The following is a 23,234-nucleotide window of genomic DNA, read 5'->3' on the forward strand; positions in this document are numbered from 1 at the left end:
GTTCGGGCCAGTGTCCGCCGTGCAGAGAAACCATGCACGCGCAGGCGGCGCCCAGCTCGGCCTTGCGGCAATTCGTGCACCCGTGCGGCGCGGCCTTCGGCACCCTCGCAAGCTCGGCCGTTGGGCATGGCGCTTGCCGCCCCGACGGATGGCCACTCGCTCGCCATCAACTCAACCGTGCGCGATGATCGTGCCACTCAACTTCGAAAGACTGCAGTGCAACTCGGAATGATCGGTCTGGGGCGGATGGGCGCGAACATGGCCCGCCGCGTGATGAGCAAGGGCCACCAGTGCGTGGTGCAGGACCCGAACGCCGACGCCGTCGCCAGGATGGTCGCCGCCGGCGCCGTCGGTGCCGCGTCGCTCCAGGAGATGGCCAGCAAGATGGACAAGCCGCGCGCCGTCTGGATGATGGTGCCGGCCGGCATCGTCGACAAGGTGCTCGACGACCTGATCGCGCACCTCGACCCGGGCGACATCATCATCGACGGCGGCAATTCGTACTACCGCGACGACATCGACCGCGCGAAGAAGCTGAAGGACGCCGGCTTCCATTACGTGGACTGCGGCACCAGCGGCGGCATCGCCGGCCAGGATCGCGGCTACTGCCTGATGGTGGGCGCCGAGCAGGAGGTCTTCGACCACCTCACGCCGATCTTCCAGGCGCTCGCGCCCGGCGTCGAGGCCGCCGCGCGCACGCCCGGCGTGATGGGCAATCCCTCGAACGCCGAGAACGGTTTCCTGCATTGCGGTCCGAACGGCGCCGGCCACTTCGTGAAGATGGTCCACAACGGCATCGAGTACGGAATGATGGCCGCGCTGGCCGAGGGCTTCAACATCCTCAAGCACGCCAACATCGGCAAGCAGCAGCACGTCACCGACGCCGAGACCGCGCCGATGCGCGAGCCGCAGTACTACCAGTTCGACATCGACGTGCCGCAGGTGGCCGAGCTCTGGCGCCGCGGCAGCGTGGTCGGCTCGTGGCTGCTCGACCTCACGGCCAAGGCGATGGCCCAGGATCCCGAGCTCGCGGCGTTCGGCGGTCGCGTGTCGGACTCCGGCGAAGGCCGCTGGACGATCCAGGCCGCCATCGACGAGGGCGTGCCCACGCAGGTGCTCAGCGCCGCGCTCTACGACCGCTTCTCCTCGCAGGGACAAGCGAAATTCGCCAACCAGATCCTGTCCGCGATGCGTGCCGAATTCGGCGGGCATGCGGAAAAGAAGGCATAGCGTTTCCCCATGACCGACGACACGACGACCACCCGCAACGCTCCGCATTCCGACGCCCTGGTGCTGTTCGGATTCACCGGCGACCTCGCCAACAAGAAGATCTTCCCCGCGCTGTACGCGATGGCGAAGCGCGGCGAGCTGGTGCCTCGTGTGGTCGGCGTCGCCGGCCGCGCGCAGACCGACGAGGAGGTGCACCGGCGCGTGCGCGACTCGATCGAGAAGGAAGGCGGCGGCATCACCGACGGCCCCGCGTTCGACAAGCTGCAGCAGGCCATCCGCTACGTCGGCGGCGACTACAACAAGCCCGAGACCTTCGAGGCCCTGAAGACGGCGCTGGACGGCGCGAAGCGCCCGGCCCACTACCTCGCGGTGCCGCCGACGCTGTTCGAGACCGTGATCCAGAACCTCGGCAAGGCCGGCCTCGCGAAGGACGCGCGCCTGATCGTCGAGAAGCCCTTCGGCCGCGACCTGGCCTCGGCCAAGGAGCTCGATGCGGTGGCGCGCTCGGTGTTTCCGGAAGACGCCATCTTCCGCATCGACCACTATCTCGGCAAGGAGGCGATCATGAACCTCCTGTACTTCCGCTTCGCCAACTCGTTCCTCGAGCCGTTGTGGTGCCGCGATCACGTCGCCAGCGTGCAGATGACGATGTCCGAGGACTTCGGCGTCGGCGACCGCGGCGCGTTCTACGAGACCGCCGGCACGCTGCGCGACGTCGTCGAGAACCACCTGTTCCAGATCGTCGCGCTGCTCGCGATGGAGCCGCCGAAGTCGCGCGGCTTCGCCGACCTGCAGGCCGCCAAGGCCGATGTCTTCAAGGCCATGCGTCCGCTGAAGGCCGACGACATGGTGCGCGGCCAGTACGACGGCTATCGCCAGGAGAAGGACGTCGCGCCCGACTCCGACGTCGAGACCTACGTCGCGCTGCGCCTGTTCGTCGACACGCCGCGCTGGAAGGACGTGCCGTTCTACCTGCGCGCCGGCAAGAAGCTGCCCAACACCGCGGTGGAGGTGCAGATCCAGTTCAAGCCGCCGCGGCAGGCGCTGTTCGAGGACGCCGGCGGCCGCCCCAACTACCTGCGCTTCCGGCTGCAGCCGACGTCGTCGATCGCGCTCGCCGCGCGCGTGAAGGATGTCGGCAAGAGGTTCGTCGGCGAGCAGCGCGAGCTTTACGCCTGCGAGGACCTGGCCGGCGAAGAGGCGCCCTACGACCGCCTGCTCGGCGACGCGATGGCCGGCGACAGCTCGCTGTTCACCGGCCTCGAGGCCGTCGAGGCCGCGTGGACGGCCGTCGACGACATCCTCGTCGACCATCCGAAGGTCGTTGCCTACAAGCCCGGCACCTGGGGCCCGGCCGAGGCCGACGCGCTGATCGCGAACGACGGCGGCTGGCAGGCCCCGAATCCCGAAGAGGCCTGCGGCGGCAATCGCAGGAAGGACGCGTGATGAGCAAGACATTGACGGATCGCGCGGCCTGGAAGGCGCTGGTCGACCACCACGAGGGCATCGCGAAGCATCACCTGCGCGACCTGTTCGCCGAGGACGCGACGCGCGGCACCCGCATGACGCTGGACGCGGTGGGCATCTATCTGGACTACTCGAAGAACCGCGTCACCGACAAGACGCTGAAGCTGCTCGTCGCGCTGGCCGAGGAATGCGGGCTGGCGGACAGGATCGCCGCGATGTTCCGCGGCGATCGCATCAACACCACCGAGAACCGCGCCGTGCTGCACGTGGCGTTGCGCGCGCCGCGCGGCGAGAAGATCCTGCTCGATGGCCAGGACGTCGTGCCGGCCGTGCACGCGGTGCTCGATCGCATGGCGAAGTTCGCCGACCAGGTGCGCAGCGGCAAGTGGCTGGGCCATACGGGCAAGCGTATCCGCCACGTCATCAACATCGGCATCGGCGGCTCCGACCTCGGCCCGGTGATGGCCTACGAGGCGCTGCGCCACTACGCCACGCACGAGCTCGACTGCCGCTTCGTCTCCAACGTCGACTCCACCGACCTCACCGAGGCCACGCGCGGGCTCGATCCGGCGGAGACGCTGTTCATCGTGTCGTCGAAGACGTTCACGACGCTGGAGACGATGACCAACGCCAAGGCCGCGCGCGACTCGGTCGTCGCGCAGCTGGGCAGCGAGGACGCGGTGGCGCGCCACTTCGTCGCCGTGTCGACCAACGCCGAGGGCGTGAGGAAGTTCGGCATCGATGCCTCCAACATGTTCGGCTTCGAGGACTGGGTCGGCGGCCGCTACTCGATGGACTCGTCGATCGGCCTGTCGACGATGATCGCGGTCGGCCCCGACAACTTCCGCAAGATGCTGGCCGGCTTCCACGCGATGGACGAGCACTTCCGCACGGCGCCCCTGGCCGGGAACCTGCCGGTGCTGCTGGGCCTGCTCTCGCTGTGGAACAACGACTTCCTCGGCTTCTCGACGCTGGCCGTGCTGCCGTACGAGCAGTACCTGAAGCGCTTTCCCGCCTACCTGCAGCAGCTCACGATGGAGAGCAACGGCAAGCACGTGACGCTGGACGGCGAGCAGGTGCATGCCGACACCTCGCCCATCGTCTGGGGCGAGCCCGGCACCAACGGCCAGCACTCGTTCTACCAGCTGATCCACCAGGGCACGCGCGTCGTGCCGTGCGACTTCATCGGCTTCCTTACCGCGCTGGCGCCGATCGGCGGCCAACACGACTTGCTGGTGGCCAACCTGATCGCGCAGGCCGAGGCGCTGGCATTCGGCAAGACGGCGCAGCAGGTCGAGGCCGAAGGCATCGCGCCCGAGCTGGTGCCGCACCGCGTGTTCGAGGGCAACCGCCCGAGCAACACGATCCTCGTCGACACCCTGACCCCCGAGTCGCTCGGCAAGCTGATCGCGCTGTACGAGCACAGCGTGTTCACGCAGGGCGCGATCTGGAACATCGACTCGTTCGACCAGTGGGGCGTGGAGCTCGGCAAGCAGCTGGCGTCGAAGGTGATCCCGGAGCTGCAGGCCGCGCAGGAACCCGAACTCGCGCACGACAGCTCCACCAACGCGCTGATCCGGCGCTACCGCGCGCGCCGCGGCACCTGAGAGAACCCATGGCCCAGATCATCTCGCCGCTCGCCGGCAAGCCCGCGCCGCGCTCGTCGCTGGTCGACATCCCGAAGCTCGTCAGCGCGTACTACACGAACATCCCCGACCCGGCCGAGGCCTCGCAGCGCGTCGCCTTCGGCACCTCGGGCCATCGCGGCAACGCGTTCGACAGCTCGTTCAACGAGCGCCACGTGCTCGCGATCACGCAGGCGATCTGCGACTACCGTGCCTCGAAGGGGATCGACGGCCCGCTGTTCATCGGCATCGACACGCACGCGCTGTCCGAGCCCGCGCTACGCAGCGCACTCGAGGTGCTGGCCGCCAACGGCGTCGACACGATGCTGGCGATGAACGACGAGTACACGCCGACGCCGGCGGTGTCGCACGCCATCATCACGCACAACCGCGAGCGCACGTCGCGGCTCGCCGACGGCATCGTCGTCACGCCGTCGCACAACCCGCCCGACAACGGCGGCTTCAAGTACAACCCGACCAACGGCGGCCCGGCCGCCGAGGACATCACCAAGGGCGTGCAGGACGCGGCCAACGCGTACCTCGAGAAGGACCTCGCAGGCGTCAGGCGCATGACGTATGCGAAGGCCCTCGCCGCGCCGACCACGCACCGGCGCGACTACCTCGGGTGGTATGTCGCCGACCTCGGCAACGTGGTCGACATGGCCGCGATCCGCGACTCGAAGATCCACCTCGGCGTCGATCCGCTGGGCGGCGCCGGCGTGCACTACTGGGGCCGCATCGCCGAGCAGTACGGGCTGGACCTCACCGTCGTCAGCGATGTCGTCGACCCCACCTTCGGCTTCATGACGATGGACTGGGACGGCAGGATCCGCATGGATCCGTCGTCGCCGTACGCGATGGCGCGGCTGGTGGAGCTGCGCGACAAGTTCGACGTCGCCTTCGCCTGCGACACCGACCACGACCGCCACGGCATCGTCACGCGCAGCGCCGGCCTGATGCAGCCGAACGCCTACCTGGCGGTTTGCATCGACTACCTGTTCCGCAACCGGCCGCAGTGGAGCGAGAAGGCGGCGATCGGCAAGACGGTGGTGTCCTCGCGCATGATCGACCTGGTCAGCCAGCGGCTGCAGCGCCAGATGATCGAGGTGCCCGTCGGCTTCAAGTGGTTCGCCGCGGGACTGGCCGACGGCAGCCTCGGCTTCGGCGGCGAGGAGAGCGCGGGCGCCGCGTTCCTGCGCCGCGACGGCACGTCGTGGACGACCGACAAGGACGGCCTGACGCTGGCGCTGCTGGCCGCCGAGATCACCGCGAAGACGGGCAACGACCCGGGCGCGCTGTACGAGAAGATGACCAGGGACCTCGGCACGCCGGTGTCCGACCGCGTCGAGGCGCCCGCCGACGCGCAGCAGAAGAAGCGTCTCGCCGCGTTGAGCCCCGAGGCGATCAAGACCAGGGAGATCGCGGGCGAGCCGATCACCGAGGTCATCTCGAAGGCCCCCGGCAACGGCGCGCCGATCGGCGGCATCCGGGTCAGCTCGAAGAGCGGCTGGTTCGCGGCGCGGCCGTCGGGCACGGAGGAGATCTACAAGATCTACGCCGAGAGCTTCGACGGCGACGCGCACCTGAAGCGGCTGCTCGACGAAGCGCAGGCGCTGGTGGACAAGGCGATCGCCGGCTGAAACCGGCAGGCGGTCACGTGCGGCGGCGATTTCGACGGGCCGCCGTGGCGACGGCGTCCGGATGCGCGCAAAATCCGGTCGTCGCATTTCGTCACCCGTTCGCCATGAAGCACGCCATCGCTCTCGCCTTCGCCGCCTGCGCCGCGCTGGCCGGCACCGCGCGCGCCGTCGATGTCTTCAAGTGGACGGACAGCAAGGGCGTGGTGCACTACGGTGATCGGCCGGCCTCGGGCGTGGCCGCGTCCACAGTGAGCGTGCCGGGCGGCGGCGCGAGCGACGAGGAGATCGCGGCGGCCCAGGCGAGCCTGGATGCCGATCGAGCCAGGCTCGAGCAGCCCAGCTACGAGCCGTATTACCGCTACCGCGTGCGCCGTCAGCCGGTGCAGCCAACAGCGACGTCCGCGTGCGAGAGCCAGTGGCGCGCCTACGAGGCCTCGCAGGCCTGCTTCAACGCGCACCGCGAGTATCTCGGACGCGGCGTCAACGATCGCGGCGTGGCCGTGTGCCACGAGATGGCCCAGCCGAGCTGCAGCCGCTGAAGCCGCGCACGCAGCCGCCAGAATGCGGCCCATGAACGCCCCCCTCACCGTCCGTCCCATCGCGCCCGCCGACCGCGCGGCCTGGGAACCGCTCTGGGCCGGCTACAACGCCTTCTACGAGCGCTCCGGCCCCACGGCGCTCGCGCCGGAGATCACGCAGGCCTTGTGGGATCGCCTGTTCGACCCGGCCGAACCCGTCCACGCGCTGGTCGCGGAGCAGGCGGGCGAGGTCGTGGGCCTGGTGCACTTCCTGTTCCATCGCAGCACGAGCCGCATCGAGCCCGTGTGCTACCTGCAGGATCTGTTCACCGCGCCCGAAGTGCGCGGGCGCGGCGTCGGGCGGGCGTTGATCGAGGGCGTCTACGCGCGGGCGCGCGACGCGGGCGCGTCACGCGTGTACTGGCAGACGCGCGAAAGCAATGCGGCGGGACGGGCGCTCTACGACAAGGTCGCCGAGCACCGCGGGTTCATCGTGTATTCGCACGACGTCTGACGCCCGGCCACTCCGTCATCGGGCCCAGCTGGGCACGCGACGCCCTCACGGCCTCGACCTCGGCCGGCGGCAGGACGTCCGACAGCGGCACGTGCTGCGACTCCTCGCCGTCGGCGCTGCGCAGGCGCGGCGGATAGAGGCAGTCGAGGCCCGACAGGTCGGCGGGCCCCTCTTCCTCCTTGACGATCCAGTGGATCACCGTGGTGCTGCGCGCGCGGTCGCCGGCCAGCGTCTTGACGATGTGGCTCAGCGCCACCGGTCGCTGCGCGTCGGTTCCCTCGAGATCGATCGCGAGGCCGCCCGACGAGCGGCGGAACACGCCGGACGTGGTCTCGTCGGGATGCGCCCAGCAGAAATGGCTGGGGATCATCTCGCCGGACGTGGCCACGCGGTCGGGGAACATGCCCACTTCGAGCATCAGCTTGTCGAGGATCGTCCGCGTCTTGTAGAACTGCGGCTCGCGCATGCACTGGAAGTAGAAGTGGATCTCGACGCCGGGCGGGACGGGCCAGAGGGCGGCATCGAACTTCATGCCGCATCCGGAAACAACATAGGTCTTGGTCATGGTTCCGCTGCGGGTCCTGCCCGCGATGCCGGGTCTGATACCCGATGCCGCATTTTAGGGGGCCCCCCGCGGCCGCATTGGGTTGAAAGCGACAAACCGAGGACATGTCTCACGACCCACGCGCACTTTTTTCAGCGTGAAAACCCGCACGAACGTCGCCGAACCACGCGATTGGGCGCAGCGACGCGGCGCGTCGGCTCGACAGCCGGCATCGGCCGGGTCCGACCCGGCGCCCACCGCGTTCGAGGGATTTGCCGGGGCTCGGGTTCCGTGCTTGGCGTGCGGCCCGCGCCCGCCGTCGCGCGAACTGCCGGGAAAAGCAGGGCCTCATGCGGCGTTCGGTCGGCGCCGTTGCGCTGGACTATCTGGTCATCATGCGACCCTTCTCCACAGCCCCTCGCGCCTTCGCCACGGCCCTGCTGGTGGCCGTCGCGCCCGCCGAAGCAGCCGGCGAGCCGGGGCCGGGACGCATCGACTTCCTCGATTCGCCCGCCGTCATCGGCGGGGGCCGGTGGCAGTTCGATCCCGTGTTTCCGCAGTTGCCGGGGCCGCACGACGGCACGGCCCCGCACTTCGCCCAGCTGGCGCTGCCGGTCAACGCCAGCCAGACCATGGAGCTGCGCGCGGCGACGGCGAACCCGGCCGTCGAGCTGCCGCTCGAGTCGGCGAACGACCGCCTGCGCCGCCTGCACGGCTTCAGCGACGTGTCGCTCGGCGCACAGTGGCGCGTGCGCGGCGGCGACGCCGGCTGGCTGCCGCACGTCGCGTGGCTGGCCGATGTCGAGACGACGATGGGCTCGCCGGCGTTCCGCGACGGCAACGTGCGGCCCTCGCTGCGCGCCACCGCGCAGTGGGCGCTTCCGAAGGACATGACGCTGGGCGTGATGCCGGGCCTGTACCGAGATCGCGGCGACGACGGCCGGCACTACGCGGCCGGCGTGCTGGCGGTCACGCTGGGCAAGTCGTGGACGCCGCGGCTGCAGAGCTTCGTCGAGCTCGCCGGGCAGACGCTGTCGCGCTCGCAGTCCGACGCCTCGCTGCTCAACGTCGACACCGGCGTCGCCTTCGCGGCCTCGAAGGCGCTGCAGGTCGACATGGTGGTCTCGCGCAGCCTGTCCGGCGGCGCGTCGCAGCAGGTGCGCGGCGGACTGAGCGTGTCGTCGCGCTTCTGAGCGCAAGGCAACAAAGTGCAGCGCGCGGCGGGACGGCGCCGGCCGTCCGCGACCGAGGCCAGCCGAGCCGGCGCGCGCCGCAGTCTGTGAACTATTGCGCAGGAAGAGGCCGATCACGCGCTTCAACAATGGTCGAGCTGGGCCGACGCGCGCAACATCCGCCGCTCGCCTTCCGCAGCGAGGCCAAGTGGGCCGGACGGGCGCGATACGCCGCGTAACGTAACAAGACGAACAGCGCCGGTTTCCGCCGGCTCATGCGTTGACGCGTTTCGCGGTGGTCCAGCAAGATCGCTGCAATCCTTCAGGACGCTTGCGACCGGCGCCTTCGCCGACCGCCCAGCGTCCTGAGTCGTCTTCGCTTCGCCGCCCATGCGTTCTTCCCGACTCCTCGCCACGCTCCGCACGACGATACCCGCCGCCGCATGCGCCTCGGCCGCCCTGGCCGCAGGCTCGCCCGCCTTCGCCGCGGCAGACGACCAGATGGCGCCGGAGTCCCCGGTGGCCGCGCCGGCCGGCTTCGCCGCCGTCGCGCGCAGGCTGATCGACTCCACGGTGCAGACCGAGCGCGAGGTCGTCGAATCGCTGCGCCAGAACGTCTCGCGCGTCATGACCTCCACGTGGCGCCTGAGCCTGGGCACGCCCTACGTGCCGGGCAGCGGCACCCTCGTGTCGCGCGGCGCCGCGGCCAACGACGCGACGCCGTCCGACGAGTCGCTGGACCTTTCGCTCGGCGCGCGTTGGCGCGTGCTGCACGGCGACGTCGCCTCGCACGTGCCCTCGGCCGCGTGGATGCCCGACCTGCAGACCGCCGACGCCCACACCGCGGCGCTGCGCCCCACCATGAGCCTCAGCGGCGAATGGGCGCTGCCCAACGACTTCTCGCTGGGCGTGATGCCCGGCATGGCCGTCGACTATTCGTCGCAGGGCCGGCGCCAGGCCACCGGCACGTTCGCGGTGACGCTGGGCAAGACGTGGTCGCCGCAGTGGCGCACCTTCGTCGACATGGCGCGCGACCGCGCGACCCCGCTGCAGATCGCGGGCGTGTCCACCAGCGTCGACGCGGGCATCACCTTCGTGGCCACGCCCAGCATGCAGATCGACTTCGCGGTGACGCGCGGCCTGAGCGACACGGCGCCGCCGTTCCAGGCCGGGCTCGGATTGTCATCGAGCTTCTGAACGTTCAGCGCGTCCAGTCGACCTGATCGAGCAGCCGCCGCAGGCGCTGCGCCTTGGCCGGGTTCAACTGCTGCGCCCACGCGACGCGTCCGCGCAGGTGCTGCTCCCAGTGCGGCAGGCCGTCGCGGTTCTGCGTCGACGGACCCAGCGTCGCGCAGCGATGCAGCTGCGCCTTCAGGCGATCGAACTCGTCGCGCGGCAGGTTGGGCCGCTCGTTGACGACGATGTTGCACACCTGCTGCCGGCGCGCGCGCGTGACGCGGCGCGTCTTGCGATGGTTCAGCGCGAAGCCCTCGTCGAGCGCGAAGCCGCCGATGTGCGCCTCGATGCGGTCGGCCTGGCGAAGCAGCGAGGCATCGCCGGAAAGCACGATGTCGTCCGCGTAGCGCGTGTAGCGGGCCCCGAGCGCGCGCGCGAGGCCGGCGATGCGGACGTCCAGCCGGAACGCGCACAGGTTGGCCAGCGCCGCCGAGGTCGGCGCGCCCTGCGGCAGGTGGGCGTCGCGCAGCCGCATCGCCTGCGTCCAGCCCAGGCCGCCCTCGCTGCGCAGGCGCGCCAGCACCGGCTCGGGCGTGGCCGTCGTGCACAAGGCCATCAGCTCGCGCGCAACCGCATCCGGGTAGCCGAGCTCGGCGAAGGTCGCGTGCACGCGCGACGCGCGCACGGTCGCGAAGAAATCCTGCAGGTCGAACTTCAGCAGCACCGCCTGGCCGGCATGGGCGCGCGCATGGTCGGCCACCGAGCGGCCGCGCACGTAGGCGCACGCGGCCTCGTGCGGCGGCACCTGCGCGAGCAGCTGGTCGAGCACGCGCCGCTGCAGCGCGCGCAGGTACGGCTCGGGCACCTCCAGCAGGCGCCAGCCGCCGCTGCGCTTGGGCAGCAGCTCGTAGCGGTAGTGCTGCTGCGACAGCGGCGCGGCGCGTTGCCACGAGGCGCTGCGCGTGAGCCGCCAGAGGCCGGCGGTCGACACGCCCAGGCCTTCGGCCAGGCTGCCGACGCCGGGCCACATCGGACGCTCGATGGCGCGCAGCGCGGCCGGCGGATCGGCCAGCGTCCGGGCTTGCGTCATGAACCAGCCATGGACGACCGGCCTGCGTCCGCTCGGCTCCTCGAACGCGGCCACGAAGATCGGATCGCGCTCGAGCGTGTGCGCCAGCCGCGGCACGCTCCAGTCGCTCGCCAGGCCCGAGCGCAGGAGACTGTCGACCAAATCCTCGTTCCAGGCCGGCGAGGAACGCACGCATTGCGGCAGCCGCTCCAGCATGCCGAAGCGATCCACCGGCGTCTGCAGCAAGGCGCGGGCAATCGCCAGCGCGGTCGTTCTTCTGCTCATGCGTCCCTGTGAAGCAAAGGTGCGGTCGCCGCCCAACCTGCTGGTGAAGCGAATGGAGCGGATTGCGCGAAGCGCTTATCGGTGCCATCGCCCTGGAAGAGCCTGACAAGAGCACTGCCGACGGGGGAACCCCGCGGATCGAATTGGTCCGAAGACCTTTCCGAGGAACACTTGGGCAGCGACCGCGTGGCGATTATGAAACGCGACCGTGTCGCCGAACCTGTCGTCGGGAACTTCGCGCCGCGCCCAGGATCGATTTGCACGCAGCAAGCCCGCCTGTTGCGGCGATCCCGACGCCCTTCCTCTCGTGACAATTCAAGAGTTGTCCGCTCGCCGCGTCCTGTTCTATGCTGCATTGCGTCACCATGAAGCTGCCACCGTCCCTCGCTCCCGCCATCGCCGCCGCGCTGCTGTGCCTCGCCGGCGCGAGCGCGTGCGCACAGGACGACCCCGTGGCGCCGGAGGTCGAGGTCGAGCTCGACACCATCAGCACCGAGTCGCTCGACCAGCTCGCCTACGCGACGCTGCTGCCCAACCCCGACGTGGCCGACCCCACGCTCATGAAGTCGGCCATCACGGCCGTGCTGCACGCACCGCCCGCCAAGCCCAAGACCATCGTGCCGACCGGCGCCCCGACCAAGCCGGCCATCAAGGCGGTGGTGATCGACCCGAACGCCGTGGCCATCCCGCCCACGCGGCTGGTGTTCGACCAGAACCAGTCCGTGCAGATCCACGCCGACGGCGCGCCGCCGCCCAACGCGCCCGATCCGAGTCCGTTCGTGCGCGTGATGCCGCGCCAGGCCGACCCCGCCGCCGTCACGCTCGGTGCCCGCTGGAGCGCGCAGGATCGCATCCAGGCGCCGCTGCTGTCCGCGCTCGCCTGGGAGGCGCATGCCGACGTCGTCTCCGGCGCGCCGGCCGCGCGCGCGGGCAACGTGCGGCGCTCGCTGCGCATCACCGCGATGTGGGACACGCCGGAAGACCTGTCCATCGGCTTCACGCCGGGCTTCACCCGCGGCGGCGGCCGCGAGTTCGAGCACTACGAGACGGGCCTGGCCGTGACCACCGTCGACAAGACCCGCTGCGCGCGCTGGCGCAGCTTCGTCGAGGTGTCCGGCGAGAAGCTCGCGTTCAACAACGTCATCGACAACAGCACCGCGCACGTCGCGGCCGGCGCGTCGTATTCGGCGTCGGCGAACACGCAGCTGGACATCGGCGTCTCGCGCGGCACCACCTGGTACTCGAACGACCTGACGTCCAACGTCGGCTTCTCCGTCAAGTTCTGACCGCAGCGCGGCGCCGGATCTCCGGCATTGCCGGACAATCCCGCAACCCCATGACGCCCGCCCTCGCCGAGTGACCGTCTCGGCCACCTTCCCGCTCGTCAAGCGTTCCGCGCCGCTGTGGCTGCTGGTGCTCGTCACCTTCAGCGGCACGCTCGCGATGCACATGTTCGTGCCGGCGCTGACCGTCGCGAGCGCCGCGCTGCACGTGGACGCGGCGACGATCCGCATGACGATCAGCGTCTACATCTTCGGCCTGGCGGTCGGGCAACTGGTCTACGGGCCGTTGTCGGACGTGTTCGGCCGCCGGCCGACGCTGCTCGCGGGCCTGGCGCTCTATACGGCCGGGGGTTTCGTGGCGACGCTGGCGCCCAACGTCGGCGTGCTGGTGGCCGCGCGCCTCGTGCAAGCCGCCGGCGGCTGCGCGGGGCTGCTGCTCGGGCGCGCCATCGTGCGCGACACCGCGGAGTCCAACGACGCCGTGCGCCGCCTCGCGCTGATGAGCCTGATGACCATGGTCGGCCCGGGCCTGGCGCCGCTGGTCGGCGGCCTGCTCGCCGACTGGTTCGGCTGGCGCGCGATCTTCGTCGTGCTGACCGCGCTCGGCGTGGTCAACTTCACGGTGTCGTGGCGACTCCTGCCCGAGACGGGCACGCCCAGCGGACGCATCAGCGCGGGCAGCGTCGCGCGCGACTACCGCGCCCTGCTGGGCTCGCCGCGCTTCCTCGGCTTCGCGATCGGCGGCGGCTGCGCGACGACGTCGTTCTACGGCTTCATCGCGGCGGCGCCGTTCATCTTCATCAACGAATTGCATCGCCCGATCCGCGAGGTCGGCGTGTACCTCGGGCTGCTGATCGTGGGCGTGTCGATCGGCAACATCCTCGCGAGCCGGCTGATCGGCCGCTTCACGATCGAGCGGCTGCTGATCGCGGGCAACGTGCTCAGCCTCGTCGCGGCGGCGGTCGTCCTCGCGGCCTTCCTCGCGCTGCGGCCCGGCGTGTTGGCGATCGAGGCGCTGATGATCGTCTACTGCATCGGCGCGGGCCTGTGCAGCCCGGCCGTCTCGACGCTGTCGATCAGCGTCGACCCGCGCCTGATCGGCTCGGCCGCCGGGCTCTACGGCTTCCTGCAGATGACCATCGGCGCCGCGTGCACGACGCTCGCGGGCCTGGGCCACGACCCGGCGGTTGCGGCCTGCACGGTGCTGGCGGGCGCGTCGCTGATGGCGCAGGCGTCGTTCCGGATCGCGCTGCGCACGCCGGCCAACGACGTCGTCGAACGCGAGGACGCCAGCGCCTGAATCAGCCGGCGCCGAGCGCGCCTCAACGCCCGGGATGCCCCTCGGACAAGCGGAACGTCCCGACCACGCCGCTCAGGCGCTCGGCCTGCTCGCGCAGGCTCTCGGCCGCGGCGGCCGATTCCTCCACCAGCGCCGCGTTCTGCTGCGTCATCTGGTCGAGCTGCGTCACCGCGACGTTGACCTGGCCGATGCCCGCGCTCTGCTCGGTGGCGGCGGCGCTGATCTCGGCGATCATGTCGCCTACGCGCTGGACGCTGGCGACGATCTCGCCCATCGTCGTGCCGGCCTCCTCGACGAGGCGCGCGCCGGCCTCCACCTTGTCGACGCTGACGCCGATCAGCGCCTTGATCTCGCGCGCCGATTCCGCGCTGCGCTGGGCGAGGTTGCGCACCTCGGTCGCGACCACGGCGAAGCCACGGCCCTGCTCGCCGGCGCGCGCCGCCTCGACGGCCGCATTGAGCGCGAGGATGTTGGTCTGGAAGGCGATGCCGTCGATCACGCCGGTGATGTCGGCGATGCGCCGCGAGCTCGCGTTGATCTCGTCCATCGTCGCCACCACCTGCGCGACGACCTCGCCGCCGCGGCGCGCGACCTCGCCCGCCGACGCCGCCAGCTGGTTGGCCTGCTGCGCCGTGTCGGCGCTGTGGCGCACGGTCGCGGTCAGTTCCTCCATCGACGCGGCGGTCTCCTCGAGGTTGCCCGCGGTGTGCTCGGTGCGCGCGCTGAGATCCTGGTTGCCGGTGGCGATCTGCGCACTGGCCGTGGAGATGCCGTCGACGACCACGCGCACCTGCAGCAGCGTGTTGGTCAGCGCGTCGCGCATGCCGTCGATCGAGCGCAGCAGGCGGCCGGTCTCGTCGTTGGCGTAGCTGGTGGATGCGCGGTCGGTCAGGTCCATCCGGGCGATGGTGCCCGCCATCGCCTCGGCGCGCGACAGCGGGCCGGTGATGCTGCGCGACAGCAGCCAGGCGAGCAGGGCGCCGATGGCCAGCGAGGCCGCGCCGCTGCCAGCCAGCAGGACGGACGTGCGGGCGCGCTCGCGGTCGATGCGCTGGGCGATGACATCGACCTCGTGGCGCTGCTGGTCGGCGACGGCCTCGATGCCGGCGATGTAGTCGTGCGAAATCTTCTCGAAGCGATCCTGGAACTCACGCGTGGCACCGGCGGCGTCGCCGATCGAGCGCAGGCGCTTGATCTCGTCGCGCGAGGCGAGGAAGGTCTTGCGGGCCTGCGTCACGCGGTCGAACAGCGCGCGTTCCTCGGGCGTGTCGGAACCCTGCTCGACGATCTTCTGGCGCGCGGTGGCCAGCACGGTCAGCTGCGCGGTCGAATCGGCGAAGTAGTCGCCCAGACTGGGGTCGCTGCTGCGCGCGATGGCGGCGGAGCGGTCGCTGCCTTCCGACGCGTAGCGCACCCAGTCGGCCGCCGCGCGTTCGACCTTGAGGTTGTCGGCGACCAGCGAGCTCACCTCGGCGCCGAGGCTGCGCAGCGTCAGGAACGCGAACAGGCTGGTGAGCAGCGAGAGCGCGAGCATCGTGGCGAGCACCAGCGCGAGGCGACGGGCGATCGAGAGATTGTTGAGGATCATCGGGACTTTCCGGTTCGTTCGGTGGGGGTGCTGCCACGGGAGGGCGGGCAGGCGTGGCTGGACGCAAGTCTTCCGGGATCGCGCCGCGCCCGGAAGACGCAGTTGGTGCGTTTGGCGAGTGCAGCAGAGCTGCGGCATGCCGCCGGGGCGCGGCAGCTCGGGGTTCGCCCGCGCCCGCCCGGCCGCCGCGCGCCGTAGGATCGGCCACGGGCAAGGAGCCCGCCGAGATTCCGGGAGAGAGTCATGACCATCTACACCGACCTGGCCGACGACATCGAGCGCCAGATCCGCCGCGGCGTGCTCCGCCCCGGCGAGCGCTTGCCATCGGTGCGCGCGCTGTGCACCGCGCGCGGCATCAGCCAGGGCACGGTGATGCAGGCCTACTACCTGCTGGAGGATCGCGGGCTGGTGTCCACGCGCCCGCGCTCGGGCTACTTCGTCAACGCCACCGCGCGGACGACGCTGCCCCGCCCGACGATGCCCACGCTCGAGCCCGAGCCGCCGGTACACGTGGTGCCTGCCAATCTGCTCTACTCGGTCCTCAACGGCATGAAGCAGCGCGAGAACGTGCCGCTCGGAAGCGCGTTTGCCAGCCCGCTGCTGTTCCCGCTGCCCAAGCTGGCGCAGCTGCTGGGCAACGCGGCGCGCCGGCTCGATCCGTGGCGCATCGTCGACGACCTGCCGCCCGGCAACGCCGACCTGCGGCGCCACATCGCGCGGCGCTACCTCGAGATGGGCGCCGACGTCGACGTCGCCGACATCGTCATCACCAGCGGGGCCTCCGAGGCGCTGATGCTGTCGCTCATCTCGGCGACGCAGCCGGGCGACGTCGTCGCCATCGAGTCTCCCGGGCACTACGGCGTGCTGCACACCGTCGAGGCCACCGGCCGCCGTGCCGTCTGCATTCCCACTTGCGCGCAGGACGGCATCAACCTGCCGGCGCTCGAGAACGCGCTGGCGGCCCAGCGCATCAGCGCCGTGTGGGCGATGACGACCTTCCAGAACCCGACCGGCGCGACGATGTCCGTCCGCAACAAGGAGGCGCTGGTCGCGCTGCTCGCGCGCCACGGCATCCCGCTGATCGAGAACGATGTCTACGGCGAGCTCTATTTCGACGCCGAACGCCCCGCGCCGGCCAAGACCTTCGACAAGCAGGGCGGCGTGCTGCACTGCGGCTCGTTTTCCAAGTCGCTCGCGCCCGGCTACCGCCTGGGCTGGGTCGCCGGCGGACGCTTCCACGAGACGGTGCGGCAGAACAAGTTCCTGCTCTCGACCAATGCCAACGTGCCGGCACAGGCGGCGATCGCCGACTTCCTCAAGCACGGCGGCTACGAGCTGCACCTGCGGCGCCTGCGCGCCACGCTGCGCAGCCAGCGCGACCAGCTGCTGCGCGCGGTGGCGCGCCACTTCCCGGCGGGCACGGCGGCGTCGCGGCCGCACGGCGGCTACGTGATGTGGGTGCAGTTGCCGGAAGGCAGCGTCGACACGCTGGAGCTGATGCGGCACGCCCTCGACGAGGGCGTCAGCCTCGCGCCCGGCGCGCTGTTCTCGCCCAACGGCCGCCATGCGAACGACCTGCGGCTCAACTTCGGACATCCGTGGACCGCCGCGATGGAGCGCGGCGTGGCCACCATCGGCCGGCTCGCCGCGAGCCTGTCGCCCGCGCAGCCGCCCTTGCTGGGGTCCGCGCCCGGCGACGAGCGCCCCCTGGCCAAGCTGCGCTCGCCGCCGGGCGTCCAATGCGTCGACGAATGACCCTGCCGATGTGACGGTCGTCTGCTGCGGCCGGCGACCTGCAGATCTGCTTCTGGCTGCTTGGCCAGCGCTTGCCTAGAGTGACGTCATCCGCGATCCGTTCGCGCCACGCACTCCAACAAGCCATGTCGATCCGCCTGCCCCAGTCCGTCCACCTCGCCCACGCCTGCACGGCACGATGCCGCGCCACGGAGCGTGGACGATGAATTGCGCCCGCCGCGTGGACGACGCGTCGTCCCCCCGCACGGGCCGCGAGGCCTGCCTCGACCTGCTCGCCACCGTGCTGGGTCATCCGCCCGGCAACGTGCGCGGCACGGCGCTGTTCCTCCTCGACTGCTGCGGCCCGCGGCTGGACGACGACGCCCTTGCGGAGGTCGAACGCCGCCTGGGCGCCGCGGCGCCGGCGTGGCACCGCCTGATGCGCGGCGACGCCGGCGAGTTCGTCGTGATCGCCCAGGGCCTGGTCGACGGCGGCGCCGTGCTCACCGCGGCGGCCCGGCTGGTGCACGCGTTCGACGACGCGCTGCAGACGTCCGACCTGCCGCTGTGCCCCGACGTGGCCATCGGCATCTCCTTCGCATCGCAGCAGTCGGCGCGCGCCGAGGCCATGCTCAAGGCCGCGGAGTCCGGGCTGCGCGAGTCGCGCGCGGCGAACCGGCTCGGTCGCCGCGGCATGCCGCCGTCGAATCCGCCGCGCGAATGAGGCGCTCAGCGACCGACAGCGTCGAGCAGCGCGGCGGCCCGCGTCATCGCGTCGTCCTTGGCCGCGCGGTTGCCGGCGACGGCCTGGCGGGCCTTGCCGGGGTCGTCGAAGTCGTGCGTCGCGCCGGCGTAGGTCGTGACCGCGACCGGGCCGCCGCTCGCCTTCGCGAGGACCTTGGCGCAGGTTTCGGGCGACACCTCCTCGTCGTCCGACCCGAGGAAGGCCCACAGCGGCGCGTCGAAGCCCGGACGTTGCGAGAGCAGCGCCTTCGGCCCGCAGCCGGGGTAGAAGACGAGCGCGGCGCGGAACCGCAGCGCCTTGGTCGCACTCGCGCCCGCGGCCTGGCGTTGCATCGTGTTGAGCGCGGTGCTGGCGCCGTTGGACCAGCCCTGCAGCATCACGCGCGCGGGCGTGACGTCCGCGCGCGCGCCCAGCCACGCGAGCGCGCCCTCGGCGTCGAGCGGGCGCACGGTGAGTTCGTTGACGGCGTCCCGATCCGGGTCGTCGTGCGTGAAGCGGCCATAGCCGTGCGCGCGGCCGCGCGGGCCGAAGCTGTCGACCAGCAGCGCCACGTAGCCGTGCGCGGCCCAGTACTCGCCCCACATCTCGTGGCGCCTGGACAGCGTCGCGGCGTTGCAGGGCGACGCCTGCCCCGGCGCGACAAGCGTGCAGCCGGCGCTCGCGTTGGACGAGTACGGACCGGCGCGCCCGTGCAGCATCACGATCGCCGGATGCGGGCCGGCGCCGGCCGGCTCGAACAGGTAGCCGACAAGCTCGGTCGTGCCGTCGGCGCTGGGGAAGTGCGTGGCCCGCGGCGCGGCGGCCGCGGACCACACTGTGAACCCGAGCAGCAGCGCCGGAATGAAGGATCGGATCGATCGGGGCATCGCGGTCTCCTCAACGCCATGGCGCAGTGTGGCGCGAAGTCCCGCACCTCCGCACAGGGACTTCAGGTTGAGAACAGAATCGCCGCCGACGCATAACATCAACGAAGGAGATCGTCATGTGGCTGCTGCTGTTGCTGCCGTTCATCGGGCTGTTGTGGGTGCCCTTCTACAACACCGACGCCCTGCCGGCGCTGTTCGGCTTTCCGTTCTTCTACTGGTACCAGCTGCTGTGGGTGCCGATCACGGCCTTCCTGATCTGGCTCGTCTATCGTGACGGCCTGCGCAAGGGAGTGAAGTGATGGGCGACAACATCAACTGGACGGCCCTCTGGGTCTTCGTCTTCTTCTTCGCGCTGGTCACGGTGATGGGCTTCTGGGCCTCGCGCTGGAACCGCAGCGACAAGCAAGGCGCGCATCTCGACGAATGGGGCCTGGGCGGACGCAGCTTCGGCACCTGGATCACCTGGTTCCTCGTCGGCGGCGACTTCTACACGGCCTACACGGTGATCGCCGTGCCGGCGCTGGTCTACGCGGTCGGCGCCTACGGCTTCTTCGCGTTGCCGTACACGATCCTCGTCTACCCGATCGTGTTCGTGATCATGCCCAAGCTGTGGCACGCGGCGCAGAAGGCCGGGCACGTGACGGCGGCCGACGTCGTCTATGGCCGCTACGGCTCGCGCCCGCTGGAGCTCGCGGTGGCGGTGACGGCCGTCGTCGCGACGATGCCCTACATCGCGCTGCAGCTGGTGGGCATGGGCGTGGTGATCAACGCGCTGGGCTTCACCGGCGAGCTGCCGCTGGCGGTCGCGTTCGTCATCCTCGCGCTGTACACGTACTCGGCGGGCCTGCGCGCGCCGGCGCTGATCGCGTTCGTCAAGGACCTGATGATCTACATCGTCGTGCTGGTGGCCGTGATCCTCGTGCCGATGAAGCTCGGCGGCTACGCGCACGTGTTCGACGTGGCCAGCAGCGCTTTCGCGGCGAAGAAGGCCGGCGGCCTGCTGCTCAAGCCCGCGCAGTACCTGCCGTATGCGACGCTGGCCATCGGCTCGGCGATGGCGGCGTTCATGTACCCGCATACGCTCACGGGTATCTTTGCCGCCAGGAGCGCCGACACCATCCGCAAGAACGCCGTCTTCCTGCCCGCGTACACGGTGCTGCTGGGCCTGATCGCGCTGCTGGGCTACATGGCATATGCGGCCGGCGTCGACGTCCACGGCAACAACAACGCCGTCGTGCCGGCGCTGTTCAGCGCGCTGTTCCCGGCGTGGTTCGTCGGCTTCGCGTTCGCCGCGATCGCGATCGGCGCGCTGGTGCCGGCGGCGGTGATGTCCATCGGCGCGGCCAACCTGTTCACGCGCAACTTCTGGAAGGCCTACGTGCAGCCCGGCGTCACGCCCGAGGGCGAGGCCAAGGTCGCCAAGCTGGTGTCGCTGGTCGTCAAGGTGGGCGCGCTGGTGATCATCCTGGTGCTGCCGACCAAGTTCGCGCTGGACCTGCAGCTGCTGGGCGGCGTCTGGATCCTGCAGACCTTCCCGGCCGTCGTGTTCGGCCTGTTCTTCGCGTGGTTCCGCGCGCCGGCGCTGCTGACGGGATGGGCCGTCGGCCTGGCCACCGGCACGTGGCTGGTGTTCGCGGATGGCGTCAAGCCGGTGCACACCTTCGACCTCGGCGGCGACAAGATCACGCTGTACACCGGCCTGTTCGCGCTGGCGGTCAACATCGTCGTCGCGGCGATCGCGCAGCTGGCGCTGGGCCAGCGCGGCCGCGCGCCGCTGGCGCCGCAGGCCTGACGCTTCGCGTCTGCCGCAACGAAAGAAGCCCGCGGCGTGCGGGCTTCTTCCTTTCCGGCGGGCGTTCGATCAGGCGAGCGCGTGGATTGCCTGGTATCCGACGTAGAGCCCGACCAGCAGGATCAGTCCGCCCGAGAAGTAAGGTGCCTTCGCGGCGAACTCGCTGAAGCGTCCGCTGCTCACGTGCTTCGACAGGTGCTTGATGCTGAGCGCCGCGACGACACCCGAGGCGACCATCGTCAACGCGAGGCCGATGCTGAAGCCCAGCACCAGCGTCGCGCCCAGGGCGATCTTCTTCAGCTGGAGGCACAGCAGCAGCACCGTGATCGACGCGGGGCACGGGATCAGGCCGCCCGTCAGTCCGAACAGGATGATCTGGCCGGTGGTGACCTCGCGGCCGGCGAAGCGGCGCTGGATCTGCTCGGCGTGCTCGCGAGCGTGGGCGTCGGCGACAGGCGCGGCGACCAGCGTGGCCGTGGCGGCGCCGTCGGCCTGTGCGTGCGCGTGGACGTGGTCGTGGTCGTGGCCGTGGCTGCATGCGGCGCCGTGGGCGTGATCGTGGTGCGCGTGGCCATGATCATGCGCGTGGTGGTCATGGTGATCGTGCGCGTGCCCATGATCGTGCCCATCGCTGCCGTGGTCGTGGAAGCACGCCGCCTTGTCCTGCGACGTCCGCCACAGCATCCACAGCGCAACGCCGACGATCAGCACTGCCGAGATCAGCTGCATCCACGGCTCGCTCGCCTCCGCGCTCCACTGCCGGCCGAAGTACATGCCGCCGAGCGCGATCAGCCAGACGATGGCCGTGTGCGACACCGTCGCCGCCAGCCCCAGCAGCACGGCCTGCGCCAGCGTGCCGCGCACCGCGACGATGAACGCGGCCATCATCGTCTTCGAGTGGCCGGGCTCCAGGCCGTGCAACGCACCCAGCAGGATCGCGCTGGGAATGAACAGCCAGGCGTTGCCGCCGGCCAGCAGGGTATGGAAATCGGTCATAGGTACTTGGTGATGGCCTTGAACTGGCTGATGGCGTCGCGCGCGCCCACGCCCTCGACGGCGTGCTCCAGGCAGTGGTCGATGTGGTCGTGCACCAGCGTCTTCTTGGCGTTGGCCACGGCGCTCTCGACCGCCTGCATCTGCTGGGCGATCTCGAGGCAGTCGCGGCCTTCCTCGAGCATCGCGACGATGCTGCGCAGGTGGCCTTCGGCGCGCTTCAGGCGCTTGATGATGTCGGGATGGGACGGGTGGACGGACATGGGTTGCATCCTGTGGGGGAGGATAGGATAACCGACCCGGCCGTCGTGGAGCTGAAGCGGGGCCAGGCGGACGCGCGAGCGAACAACGAGAATCGGCCCATGCGCCCCATCATCCACAGCCTGCTGGACACCGACCTCTACAAGTTCACGATGTGGCAGACGATGCTGCATCGCCATCCGCAGGCGCAGGCCGAGTACCGCTTCCTCTGCCGCAACACCCCGGCTTTCCCGCTGGCCGAGCTGCTGCCCGAGGTCGACGAGCAGCTCGACCACCTGTGCTCGCTGTCGTTCGCCGAGGACGAGCTCGGCTGGCTCGGCGCGTTGCGCTACATGAAGAACGACTTCGTCGACTTCCTGCGCATCTTCAAGTTCCAGCGCCGCTTCGTGCGGGCCACGATCGCGGCCGACGGGCAGACGCTGGAGATCGTCGCCGACGGCCCGCAGGTCCACGTGATGGCCTTCGAGATCTACGTGCTCGCGATCGTCAACGAGCTGTATTTCCGCCGCAGCGACCAGGCCGCCGCGCTCGTCGAGGGTCGGGCGCGCCTGCAGGCCAAGATCGCGGCGCTGCGCGCGTTCGGCGTGAACGAGCCCGCGCGCGCGCATCCGTTCGAGTTCTTCGACTTCGGCGTGCGCCGCCGCTTCTCGGGCACGTGGCAGGAGGAGGTGGTGCGCACCTTGAAGGACGAGGTGCCCGAGTTCTTCAAGGGCACGTCCAACGTGATGCTCGCCAGGAAGTTCGGGCTGGTGGCGATCGGCACGATGGCGCACGAATACCTGCAGTCGTACCAGGCCTTCGACGTGCGGCTGCGCGATTTCCAGAAGATGGCGCTCGAGAACTGGGTGCAGGAATACCGCGGCGACCTCGGCGTGGCGCTGACCGACGTCGTCGGCATGGACGCCTTCCTGGCCGACTTCGACCTCTACTTCGCCAAGCTGTTCGACGGCCTGCGCCACGATTCGGGCGACCCGATCGCGTGGGGCGAGAAGGCGCTCGCGCACTACTGCCGGCTGCGCATCGATGCCCACACCAAGCGCCTGACGTTCTCGGACGGCCTGGACCTCGAGACGTCGTTCCGCATCCATCTCCACTTCGCCGACCGCACGCAGCTGGGCTTCGGCATCGGCACCAACCTGACCAACGACGTCGGCCTGGTGCCGCTCAACATCGTGATGAAGCTGACGCAGTGCAACGGCCAGCCGGTGGCCAAGCTGTCGGACTCGCCGGGCAAGACGCTGTGCCACGACGAGACCTTCCTCGCCTACCTGCGGCAGGTGTTCCACCACGCCGAGCCCGTGGCGCCATGAATGCGCCGTCGTGAGCGCCTTTGGTGCATGGTCGCCGTCACGCGCGCCGCGGCGAACCACATCGGTGCGAACGGTCGCGCAGACGCCGAACTGGACCGTGAACGGGCTTGAATTCGCCCGAT

General features: G+C 70.3%; 21 protein-coding genes. 15 read left to right on the top strand and 6 right to left on the bottom strand.

Annotated features, from left to right (window positions below):
• Positions 1-216 precede the first annotated feature (216 nt).
• The 6 genes from gnd to LPC04_RS07570 all read left to right on the top strand — a co-directional run bounded on the left by gnd (position 217) and on the right by LPC04_RS07570 (position 6,994).
• Positions 217-1,230, top strand: a complete 1,014-nt coding sequence (gene gnd, locus LPC04_RS07545; RefSeq protein ID WP_275681560.1) for a phosphogluconate dehydrogenase (NAD(+)-dependent, decarboxylating) — start codon at positions 217-219, stop codon at positions 1,228-1,230.
• A gap of 9 nt (positions 1,231-1,239) precedes the next feature.
• Positions 1,240-2,676, top strand: a complete 1,437-nt coding sequence (gene zwf, locus LPC04_RS07550) for a glucose-6-phosphate dehydrogenase (protein WP_275681561.1) — start codon at positions 1,240-1,242, stop codon at positions 2,674-2,676.
• The gene (gene pgi, locus LPC04_RS07555) at positions 2,676-4,304 is read left to right on the top strand and encodes a glucose-6-phosphate isomerase (RefSeq protein ID WP_275681562.1); all 1,629 of its coding nucleotides are present in this window, start codon (positions 2,676-2,678) and stop codon (positions 4,302-4,304) included. Before zwf ends, pgi begins: the two co-directional genes overlap by 1 nt.
• Before the next feature lie 8 nt (positions 4,305-4,312).
• Complete coding sequence (gene pgm, locus LPC04_RS07560; RefSeq protein WP_275681563.1) at positions 4,313-5,962, top strand: phosphoglucomutase (alpha-D-glucose-1,6-bisphosphate-dependent); 1,650 nt, start codon at positions 4,313-4,315, stop codon at positions 5,960-5,962.
• A gap of 104 nt (positions 5,963-6,066) precedes the next feature.
• Positions 6,067-6,501: a DUF4124 domain-containing protein gene (locus LPC04_RS07565; RefSeq protein ID WP_275681564.1), complete on the top strand. Its 435-nt coding sequence runs from the start codon at positions 6,067-6,069 to the stop codon at positions 6,499-6,501.
• Positions 6,502-6,532: 31 nt separating this feature from the next.
• Positions 6,533-6,994, top strand: a complete 462-nt coding sequence (locus LPC04_RS07570; protein WP_275681565.1) for a GNAT family N-acetyltransferase — start codon at positions 6,533-6,535, stop codon at positions 6,992-6,994.
• Here the strand turns inward: LPC04_RS07570 and LPC04_RS07575 are convergent.
• A complete protein-coding gene (locus LPC04_RS07575) occupies positions 6,969-7,559 on the bottom strand; it encodes a hypothetical protein (RefSeq protein WP_275681566.1) in 591 nt (196 codons plus the stop codon). The two genes, LPC04_RS07570 and LPC04_RS07575, sit on opposite strands and share 26 nt — an antisense overlap.
• Positions 7,560-7,933: 374 nt before the next feature.
• Here LPC04_RS07575 and LPC04_RS07580 point away from each other — a divergent pair, with 374 nt between their 5' ends.
• The gene (locus LPC04_RS07580; protein ID WP_275681567.1) at positions 7,934-8,731 is read left to right on the top strand and encodes a transporter; all 798 of its coding nucleotides are present in this window, start codon (positions 7,934-7,936) and stop codon (positions 8,729-8,731) included.
• 369 nt (positions 8,732-9,100) lie between these two features.
• Positions 9,101-9,907, top strand: a complete 807-nt coding sequence (locus tag LPC04_RS07585) for a transporter (RefSeq protein WP_275681568.1) — start codon at positions 9,101-9,103, stop codon at positions 9,905-9,907.
• A gap of 4 nt (positions 9,908-9,911) precedes the next feature.
• On the opposite strand, the gene LPC04_RS07590 is transcribed toward LPC04_RS07585, so the two are convergent.
• Entirely contained in the window at positions 9,912-11,240 is a 1,329-nt protein-coding gene (locus LPC04_RS07590) for a reverse transcriptase family protein (protein ID WP_275681569.1), read from the bottom strand.
• Between the two features lie 365 nt (positions 11,241-11,605).
• Here LPC04_RS07590 and LPC04_RS07595 point away from each other — a divergent pair, with 365 nt between their 5' ends.
• Together LPC04_RS07595 and LPC04_RS07600 are read left to right on the top strand one after the other, a co-directional pair.
• Entirely contained in the window at positions 11,606-12,526 is a 921-nt protein-coding gene (locus tag LPC04_RS07595) for a hypothetical protein (protein WP_275681570.1), read from the top strand.
• Positions 12,527-12,596: 70 nt separating this feature from the next.
• Positions 12,597-13,823, top strand: coding sequence for a multidrug effflux MFS transporter (locus tag LPC04_RS07600; RefSeq protein ID WP_275681571.1), 1,227 nt, complete (start codon positions 12,597-12,599; stop codon positions 13,821-13,823).
• A gap of 22 nt (positions 13,824-13,845) precedes the next feature.
• Here LPC04_RS07600 and LPC04_RS07605 read toward each other — a convergent pair whose 3' ends face one another.
• Positions 13,846-15,411 carry a methyl-accepting chemotaxis protein gene (locus tag LPC04_RS07605; protein WP_275681572.1) on the bottom strand — a complete coding sequence of 522 codons (1,566 nt, stop codon included), beginning with the start codon at positions 15,409-15,411 and terminating at the stop codon, positions 13,846-13,848.
• Positions 15,412-15,654: 243 nt separating this feature from the next.
• Between LPC04_RS07605 and LPC04_RS07610 the strand changes: the two genes are divergently transcribed.
• Both LPC04_RS07610 and LPC04_RS07615 read left to right on the top strand, forming a co-directional pair.
• On the top strand, positions 15,655-17,166 hold the full coding sequence (locus tag LPC04_RS07610; protein ID WP_275681573.1) for an aminotransferase-like domain-containing protein: 1,512 nt from the start codon (positions 15,655-15,657) through the stop codon (positions 17,164-17,166).
• A 202-nt stretch (positions 17,167-17,368) separates the two neighbouring features.
• The gene (locus LPC04_RS07615) at positions 17,369-17,869 is read left to right on the top strand and encodes a diguanylate cyclase domain-containing protein (RefSeq protein ID WP_275681574.1); all 501 of its coding nucleotides are present in this window, start codon (positions 17,369-17,371) and stop codon (positions 17,867-17,869) included.
• Between the two features lie 5 nt (positions 17,870-17,874).
• Here LPC04_RS07615 and LPC04_RS07620 read toward each other — a convergent pair whose 3' ends face one another.
• Entirely contained in the window at positions 17,875-18,756 is an 882-nt protein-coding gene (locus tag LPC04_RS07620) for a dienelactone hydrolase family protein (protein WP_275681575.1), read from the bottom strand.
• A gap of 116 nt (positions 18,757-18,872) precedes the next feature.
• Here LPC04_RS07620 and LPC04_RS07625 point away from each other — a divergent pair, with 116 nt between their 5' ends.
• Both LPC04_RS07625 and mctP read left to right on the top strand, forming a co-directional pair.
• Entirely contained in the window at positions 18,873-19,055 is a 183-nt protein-coding gene (locus tag LPC04_RS07625) for a DUF3311 domain-containing protein (RefSeq protein ID WP_275681576.1), read from the top strand.
• Positions 19,055-20,548, top strand: a complete 1,494-nt coding sequence (mctP, locus tag LPC04_RS07630) for a monocarboxylate uptake permease MctP (protein WP_275681577.1) — start codon at positions 19,055-19,057, stop codon at positions 20,546-20,548. The genes LPC04_RS07625 and mctP overlap by 1 nt, the downstream gene beginning before the upstream one ends.
• Positions 20,549-20,617: 69 nt before the next feature.
• On the opposite strand, the gene LPC04_RS07635 is transcribed toward mctP, so the two are convergent.
• Together LPC04_RS07635 and LPC04_RS07640 are read right to left on the bottom strand one after the other, a co-directional pair.
• The gene (locus LPC04_RS07635; protein WP_275681578.1) at positions 20,618-21,544 is read right to left on the bottom strand and encodes a nickel/cobalt efflux transporter; all 927 of its coding nucleotides are present in this window, start codon (positions 21,542-21,544) and stop codon (positions 20,618-20,620) included.
• A complete protein-coding gene (locus LPC04_RS07640) occupies positions 21,541-21,804 on the bottom strand; it encodes a metal-sensing transcriptional repressor (RefSeq protein WP_275681579.1) in 264 nt (87 codons plus the stop codon). Before LPC04_RS07640 ends, LPC04_RS07635 begins: the two co-directional genes overlap by 4 nt.
• 99 nt (positions 21,805-21,903) lie before the next feature.
• On the opposite strand from LPC04_RS07640, the gene pncB reads away from it, so the two are divergent.
• The gene (gene pncB, locus LPC04_RS07645; protein WP_275681580.1) at positions 21,904-23,112 is read left to right on the top strand and encodes a nicotinate phosphoribosyltransferase; all 1,209 of its coding nucleotides are present in this window, start codon (positions 21,904-21,906) and stop codon (positions 23,110-23,112) included.
• Positions 23,113-23,234 lie beyond the last annotated feature (122 nt).

The organism is Scleromatobacter humisilvae (genome assembly GCF_023231945.1).
In the GTDB taxonomy this organism is placed as follows: Bacteria; Pseudomonadota; Gammaproteobacteria; order Burkholderiales; family Burkholderiaceae_C; genus Scleromatobacter; species Scleromatobacter humisilvae.

Excerpts from the sequence above, each read along its gene's own strand:
- zwf (WP_275681561.1), top strand. The coding sequence starts at position 1,240 with ATGACCGACGACACGACGACCACCCGCAACGCTCCGCATTCCGACGCC.
- pgi (WP_275681562.1), top strand. The coding sequence starts at position 2,676 with ATGAGCAAGACATTGACGGATCGCGCGGCCTGGAAGGCGCTGGTCGAC.
- pgm (WP_275681563.1), top strand. The coding sequence starts at position 4,313 with ATGGCCCAGATCATCTCGCCGCTCGCCGGCAAGCCCGCGCCGCGCTCG.
- LPC04_RS07565 (WP_275681564.1), top strand. The coding sequence starts at position 6,067 with ATGAAGCACGCCATCGCTCTCGCCTTCGCCGCCTGCGCCGCGCTGGCC.
- LPC04_RS07570 (WP_275681565.1), top strand. The coding sequence starts at position 6,533 with ATGAACGCCCCCCTCACCGTCCGTCCCATCGCGCCCGCCGACCGCGCG.
- LPC04_RS07575 (WP_275681566.1), bottom strand. The coding sequence starts at position 7,559 with ATGACCAAGACCTATGTTGTTTCCGGATGCGGCATGAAGTTCGATGCC.
- LPC04_RS07580 (WP_275681567.1), top strand. The coding sequence starts at position 7,934 with ATGCGACCCTTCTCCACAGCCCCTCGCGCCTTCGCCACGGCCCTGCTG.
- LPC04_RS07585 (WP_275681568.1), top strand. The coding sequence starts at position 9,101 with ATGCGTTCTTCCCGACTCCTCGCCACGCTCCGCACGACGATACCCGCC.
- LPC04_RS07590 (WP_275681569.1), bottom strand. The coding sequence starts at position 11,240 with ATGAGCAGAAGAACGACCGCGCTGGCGATTGCCCGCGCCTTGCTGCAG.
- LPC04_RS07595 (WP_275681570.1), top strand. The coding sequence starts at position 11,606 with ATGAAGCTGCCACCGTCCCTCGCTCCCGCCATCGCCGCCGCGCTGCTG.
- LPC04_RS07605 (WP_275681572.1), bottom strand. The coding sequence starts at position 15,411 with ATGATCCTCAACAATCTCTCGATCGCCCGTCGCCTCGCGCTGGTGCTC.
- LPC04_RS07610 (WP_275681573.1), top strand. The coding sequence starts at position 15,655 with ATGACCATCTACACCGACCTGGCCGACGACATCGAGCGCCAGATCCGC.
- LPC04_RS07615 (WP_275681574.1), top strand. The coding sequence starts at position 17,369 with ATGAATTGCGCCCGCCGCGTGGACGACGCGTCGTCCCCCCGCACGGGC.
- LPC04_RS07620 (WP_275681575.1), bottom strand. The coding sequence starts at position 18,756 with ATGCCCCGATCGATCCGATCCTTCATTCCGGCGCTGCTGCTCGGGTTC.
- LPC04_RS07625 (WP_275681576.1), top strand. The coding sequence starts at position 18,873 with ATGTGGCTGCTGCTGTTGCTGCCGTTCATCGGGCTGTTGTGGGTGCCC.
- mctP (WP_275681577.1), top strand. The coding sequence starts at position 19,055 with ATGGGCGACAACATCAACTGGACGGCCCTCTGGGTCTTCGTCTTCTTC.
- LPC04_RS07635 (WP_275681578.1), bottom strand. The coding sequence starts at position 21,544 with ATGACCGATTTCCATACCCTGCTGGCCGGCGGCAACGCCTGGCTGTTC.
- LPC04_RS07640 (WP_275681579.1), bottom strand. The coding sequence starts at position 21,804 with ATGTCCGTCCACCCGTCCCATCCCGACATCATCAAGCGCCTGAAGCGC.
- pncB (WP_275681580.1), top strand. The coding sequence starts at position 21,904 with ATGCGCCCCATCATCCACAGCCTGCTGGACACCGACCTCTACAAGTTC.